General features: G+C 67.4%; 6 protein-coding genes. 4 read left to right on the top strand and 2 right to left on the bottom strand.

Translation table 11 applies throughout. The features are described from left to right. The 3 genes from ACWELQ_RS36970 to ACWELQ_RS36960 all read left to right on the top strand — a co-directional run. On the top strand, nucleotides 1–241 hold a 241-nt coding region (locus tag ACWELQ_RS36970; RefSeq protein WP_452401666.1), incomplete at its 5' end, for a hypothetical protein. A gap of 415 nt (nucleotides 242–656) precedes the next feature. Next, nucleotides 657–1,505 carry a poly(ethylene terephthalate) hydrolase family protein gene (locus ACWELQ_RS36965; RefSeq protein WP_452401665.1) on the top strand — a complete coding sequence of 283 codons (849 nt, stop codon included), beginning with the start codon at nucleotides 657–659 and terminating at the stop codon, nucleotides 1,503–1,505. Continuing rightward, nucleotides 1,502–2,890 carry a serine hydrolase domain-containing protein gene (locus tag ACWELQ_RS36960; protein ID WP_452401664.1) on the top strand — a complete coding sequence of 463 codons (1,389 nt, stop codon included), beginning with the start codon at nucleotides 1,502–1,504 and terminating at the stop codon, nucleotides 2,888–2,890. The genes ACWELQ_RS36965 and ACWELQ_RS36960 overlap by 4 nt, the downstream gene beginning before the upstream one ends. An 18-nt stretch (nucleotides 2,891–2,908) precedes the next feature. Here the strand turns inward: ACWELQ_RS36960 and ACWELQ_RS36955 are convergent, their stop codons facing one another. After that, nucleotides 2,909–4,330 carry an MDR family MFS transporter gene (locus ACWELQ_RS36955; RefSeq protein ID WP_452401663.1) on the bottom strand — a complete coding sequence of 474 codons (1,422 nt, stop codon included), beginning with the start codon at nucleotides 4,328–4,330 and terminating at the stop codon, nucleotides 2,909–2,911. Between the two features lie 26 nt (nucleotides 4,331–4,356). Then, the gene (locus ACWELQ_RS36950; protein WP_452401662.1) at nucleotides 4,357–4,983 is read right to left on the bottom strand and encodes a hemerythrin domain-containing protein; all 627 of its coding nucleotides are present in this window, start codon (nucleotides 4,981–4,983) and stop codon (nucleotides 4,357–4,359) included. 74 nt (nucleotides 4,984–5,057) lie between these two features. On the opposite strand from ACWELQ_RS36950, the gene ACWELQ_RS36945 reads away from it, so the two are divergent. Beyond that, entirely contained in the window at nucleotides 5,058–5,432 is a 375-nt protein-coding gene (locus tag ACWELQ_RS36945) for a TetR/AcrR family transcriptional regulator (RefSeq protein ID WP_452401661.1), read from the top strand. Nucleotides 5,433–5,457 lie beyond the last annotated feature (25 nt).

The following is a 5,457-nucleotide window of genomic DNA, read 5'->3' as shown; positions in this document are numbered from 1 at the left end:
GCGACTCACCCTCGACGGCCGCGAGATCGCCACCGAACTCCAGATCGACGCCGACTGGACGCGCGCCGCAACCATGCCGCAGCAGACAAAGCCGCATCCAGACGGCGGCGAAGGCGTCCACTACCCGTACTGCTTCCTCCATCACCTGGCCAGCGCGCGGGGCACCATCGAGTACATCTTCGACGTCGCCGCGCTGCGGACGCGCACTATCGAGCACCTCGAAATCGACACCAGCAGTTAGTGATTCGAGAGTTCCTTCTGCAGCGTGACGACGTGCCGCCCGGGCCTTGGCTCGCGGCCTGGTTGCTGTACCAGTTGAGGCTGCGGCCGAGCGGTCCGTGCGTCGGCTCTCGTATTCCTTGGTTCCGCACTAATTTTGCGGGTTGTGCCGTGGGTCACGGCTGGGTTAGCGTCTCGTATCCGAAACCGGATAGTCCCAGTTTTTGGCCGGCCGGAGGCAGTGCGGTCGGAGATACGAGGAGACCTCGATGATGAGGCGAAGCATTCGCAGGGCGTGTGTGTCGGCGGTGGTCTTGGCGGTGGCCGGAAGCGTTCTGATCGGGGGGACTCCGGCGTCTGCGGAGGAAATCGATGCTGGGACAACGGCTCAGAGTGTTTTCGATAATCTCGGGCCGCATGCGGTGGCTACTCCTACGGTGACGAATCCGTGTCAGGAGTCGGTGGCGGGGATGATCGCGCATATCACCGTGCATCTGTTCGGGAATCGGGATGATGCCGAGTGCACGCAGGCATTTCCCTATGGGTTGCAGTCGCCGATCGGGGTGAACACCTACTACCCGGCTGATATCGGGGAGATGGACGGTGCGCCGGTGATCGTGTTCGAGGGTGGGATTCTGTCGAATCCCGGGAACTACGACACGCTCGCGCGGCAGTGGGCCAGTCATGGGTTCGTGGTGGTGATGGCGTACGACTTCTTCAATTCCACGCCGGATATGCCCGCGCTCGGGCTGGGGGTGGCGGTCGTGCAGAACCGGGATCCGAATTCGCCGCTGTTCGGCAAGATCGACCTGAGTCGTACTGTGCTGGCGGGGCATTCGGGTGGCGGGCAGGCCACCTTGCAGGCCGCCGCGTTGTTCCCGCCGCTGGTGGGGGCAGTGGATCCCAAGCTGCGGATCATCGGCGCGCTGGCCATCGAGCCCGGGCCGTTGGCGGTGGGGGCGCTGGTCGGGGTGCCCACCCTGTTCCTCACCGGCTACAACGATTTCGTCGTCCCGGACTTCGCGTGGGTGCGGTGGTGGGAATACAACCTCACCTTCAATGCCCCGGCCTGGATCGCGAATGCCCGTGGCGTGAGCCATTTCTCGCCGCTGGACGGGCCCGGCGCGTACCTGTCCTCGGGAACCGCGCTGGCCTGGCTGGAGTACATCGCCTTCGGTGACGACACCGCCGCGCAGTTCTTCGTCGGGCCCGACTGGAAGCTGAAGGACGACAAGACCTACTTCAGCGTCGAGCGCAACGCCCTCGCGAACGGGCTGGCCCGATGACCCGCGCCGCCTGGATCACCGGGCTGCTCGCCGCGGTGATCACCACGCTGCCGCTGGTCGCGCCGGTGGCGACCGCCGCACCCGGTGCCCGGAGCTGTGCCGAACCGGTGCCGGGCCAGCCATTGCCGCGCGCGAATCCCGAAGACGTCGGCATGGATTCGGCCAAGGTCGCCGACGCCCTCGATTTCGGCACGCGGGCGGGCGGTGTCGCCGTGCAGATCTACCGCCACGGCTGCCTGATCGGCGATCGCACACCGAGCGGGAACCTGCCGCTGCCGCTGGCCAGCGCCACCAAGGGCGTCACCGCGGCGATCGTCGGCCGCGCCGTTACCCTGGGCTACTTCGGGGTCGACGATCCGCTCTCGACGTTCTTCCCCCAGGCCGATGCCGCCCACGCGAATCTCACTGTGCGGCAAGTACTCACGCAAACAACCGGACTGCACTTCAGCTGGCCCGCCGATATCGCGGGGCTCTACACCGACTCCGCGCTGCAGACGCTCGCCGAGCCCGCCGACTACCCGCCCGACAGCACCTTCCAGTACGCACAGAACGTCATCGCCCTGCTGCCGAAGATCATCGAGCGCACCACGGGCAGCGACTTCCAGGACTTTGCGCAGCGAGAAGTGTTCGGGCCCTTGGGTATCGCGCGCGGCGACTGGATCTGGCTGCGCGACCGCAGTGGCATCACCGCCGTCAACGGCGGCCTGGCCATGCGCCCCGACGACCTGGCCCGGCTGGGCCGATTGATGCTGCAACGGGGTCGCTGGGGCGATCGGCAGTTGATCGACCCGGGCTACATCGGCCAGGCCACCACGGGCACCGCCGCGAACCCCGGCTACGGCTTCCTCACCTGGCTCAACTCCGGCGACACCTACAAAGGCACCGAGGTGCCCACCGCCGTCGGCTACGACCGCCCGCAATTCCCGGGCTCGCCGCGCGACCTCTACTCCTTCGAAGGCGCGCTGGGCCAGTTCGTCACCGTCGTCCCCAGCCGCGACCTGGTCATCATCCGCATGGGCATCCCCCTGCGGGTCGACCTCGGCAACCCGGTCGGAATGCTCACCGGCAGCGGCAATCCCGACAACAAGGAACTCTACGAACGCCTCACCGCCGCCGTCACCGACCTCCCCGCCGAACCGTATGTCGACCCGTACAGCCTGCCGAACCCGCCCATGCCCGTCCGCGACCTCGACGATGTCGGCAAGTTGATCGACCCGGTCACCGCCGCGAACATCCTGCTCGGCGTCGGACCCTACGCGTCGACCGCCTGCAACATCCTGTGGTGCGACGGCAGACCTGTTCCCGCCGACGTGTTCCGGCTCGTGCTCGACGTCGGCGGCCAGCTCGCGGGAGTGGTGACGGCGCTGGGTAACACTCCGAGGTGAGCTCCCGCCGACCCCGGTTCAGGACTGGCCCTGTACCGCTTCGCGGCGGTAGGCCCGCTGCGGCAGCAGCAGCGCGGGAATGAGAGCGACAGCGGTGAAAGCCAGTGCCCACCAATAGGTGTGGGTGAAGGCCGCGGCGTCGGGGAGCCGGTGGTCGGTGTCGCGTTGGAGCAGGACCAGCAGGGCCGCGACGCCGAAAGAACTGCCCGCACGGATGCCGACGTTGGTGGCGGTGGTGGCCGACGGGATATCCGTGTGGCGCAGGGTGCGGTAGGTCGCGCCCATAGCGGCGGGCATGATCATGCCGTGACCCAGGCCGAGCGCGAACAGGATCGTTAGGACGGCGATATCGCTTGTGCCCTGGCCGATTCGGGTGAGAGTGAGGACACCGAGCGCGACCACGGGCAGGCCGGTCAGGATCAGAAGCCTGGGGGAGTATTTGTCGCTGAGGCGGCCGGTGAGCAAGGTGGTGATGATCGCACCCACGCCGAGAGGCGCGACCATCGCTCCGGAACGCAGCGGGGTGTCACCGTCGACGATCTGGAAGGCCAAGGGCAGCAACGCCATCAGGCCGGAGAGCACGGCGATGTAGACGAACATCATCGCGTTCACAGCGGCGAAGTTCCGATCGCGCAGCAGCCGGACATCGACCAGCGCCGCCTCGCCCCGGCGCAGGGCATGCAGGACATAGCAGCCGATGAGTGCCGCTCCGGTCAGTACAGCCGCCGCGACCCGCATATCGGTGAGGCTCGTGCCGCTGCCCGCCTGCGCGGTGCCGTACACCAGCGCACCCAAACCCGGTGACAGCAGCGCCAATCCGAGGCGATCGAGGTCGGCGTCGCGGTCACGGGCCGGGTCGGGCGGCAGCAGCGCGATCGCGGCGACCACCGCGAGCGCGCACAACGGAACATTGATGTAGAACATCCAGCGCCACGACAGGTGAGCGAGGATCAGCCCGCCGACCGTCGGGCCGAGAACCGGGGCGAGCATGGCCGGGACCGCCACCGCGCTCATCACCCGGCCCATGCGGGCGGGGCCCGCGGCGCGCGCCAGCATGGTCTGCCCGATCGGCATGACCATGCCCGCGCCGAACCCCTGCAACAGCCGGAAAACGATGAGCGCGTAGATGTTCCAAGCCGCACCGCACAGCACCGAACCGGTGATGAACAGCAGCAGCGAGACGATCCACATCGTCTTGGGGCCGAAGCGCACGATCGCCCACCCCGACAGCGGGATACTCGCCGACAGCGCCAGGGTGTAGCCGGTCAGCACCCACTGGATCGTGGCGAGCGGTGTATGGAACTGCGCGCCCAGGGTATTCACGGCCACGCTGGTGATCGTGGTGTCCAGGATGGTCATGATCGCACCGAGCACCACCACGATCACCAGCTTGCGCAGGGCGGGGTCGAATTCGGTCGAAGCCGTTGGGGCCGTTGTCATCTGCGTACTCCCCGCCCTCACCCGGATTACAGCCAGCCCCGGCGCGACCGGGCGTAGCGGGGTTTGAGCACGTAGCGGTAGAGCGCCCGAATCGGGCCGGGCAGGAAGCCGAGCATCTTGGCCTGCGCCTCGGCGGGCGCGGCATCCAGCGCCCACGGCAGATACTCGGTCACGGCGCCGAGCCCGTTGCGCTTGCGCATCTCCTCACCGAACGCCGCCCAGCCGGGCCCGCCGACGGTGCGATCGATGAGCGGCAGCGCCACCTGCTCCTCGTGCGTGAAATGGGTGTCCATGGCCGCGGCCAAATCGTCTACGGCGGAACGTAAGTCGCTGTCACCACCGGCCATCCCGGCCTCGACCTTGATCAGCAATTCCTCGAGACCTTCGTGCTCGGTCTCCATCTCGTCGAGGATCGCCAGGTCGGCCGGATCGGTGACCGCGGCACGCACCAGCGGCCACAGGGCGGCGTCCTCGGTGCTGTGATGCCGGTCGAGCTGGCGGCGGAAGGTTTCCCATCCGACCCGCACCGACGGCTCACCGAGACGGCCCTCGGAGACCGCGGCGGTGAGGCGGATCAGATCGCGCATGCATGCGTCGTGGGCCAGGTACATGCCGAAGAAGTCGATTGTCGTGGTCGGTCTGTGGTTGTTCATGGTCGTCCACTCTCGAACAATTTAATTAGACTGTGTGTATGAATAAAACAGGTCCGCCGGGTACTGTCAAGGCCATGAGCCCACGCCAATACAACCTGGGGAAGCGCACCGCGCAGATCGAGCAGAGCCGCCGCCAGGTGCTCGACGCGGCCCGGGCACTACTGGGCGAGGCCGACAGCTACACCGGATTCACCCTGGACGCGGTGGCCAAGCGCGCGGACGTGGCCCGGGCCACGGTCTACTACCAGTTCAAATCGAAAACCGGTCTGCTGGAAGCGGTCTGCGACGACCTCGGCGAGGCGGGCGGGCTCTCGGAACTGGTGAAAGCCTTCACCGACCCCGAACCACGCGCGGCGCTGGCCGAATTCATCGCCTGCTTCGCGCGCTTCTGGCAGGCCGACCGCCCCGCCGGTGCTCCCCTGCTGGCCGTACCGGTCGGTGCACGATAGGTTTCCGAAGGTGGCAGTGAGTCTG

Source organism: Nocardia sp. NPDC004722, from assembly GCF_053601505.1.
The sequence above is the reverse complement of the archived record's forward strand: the minus strand, read 5'-3'. Positions and strand labels throughout refer to the sequence as shown.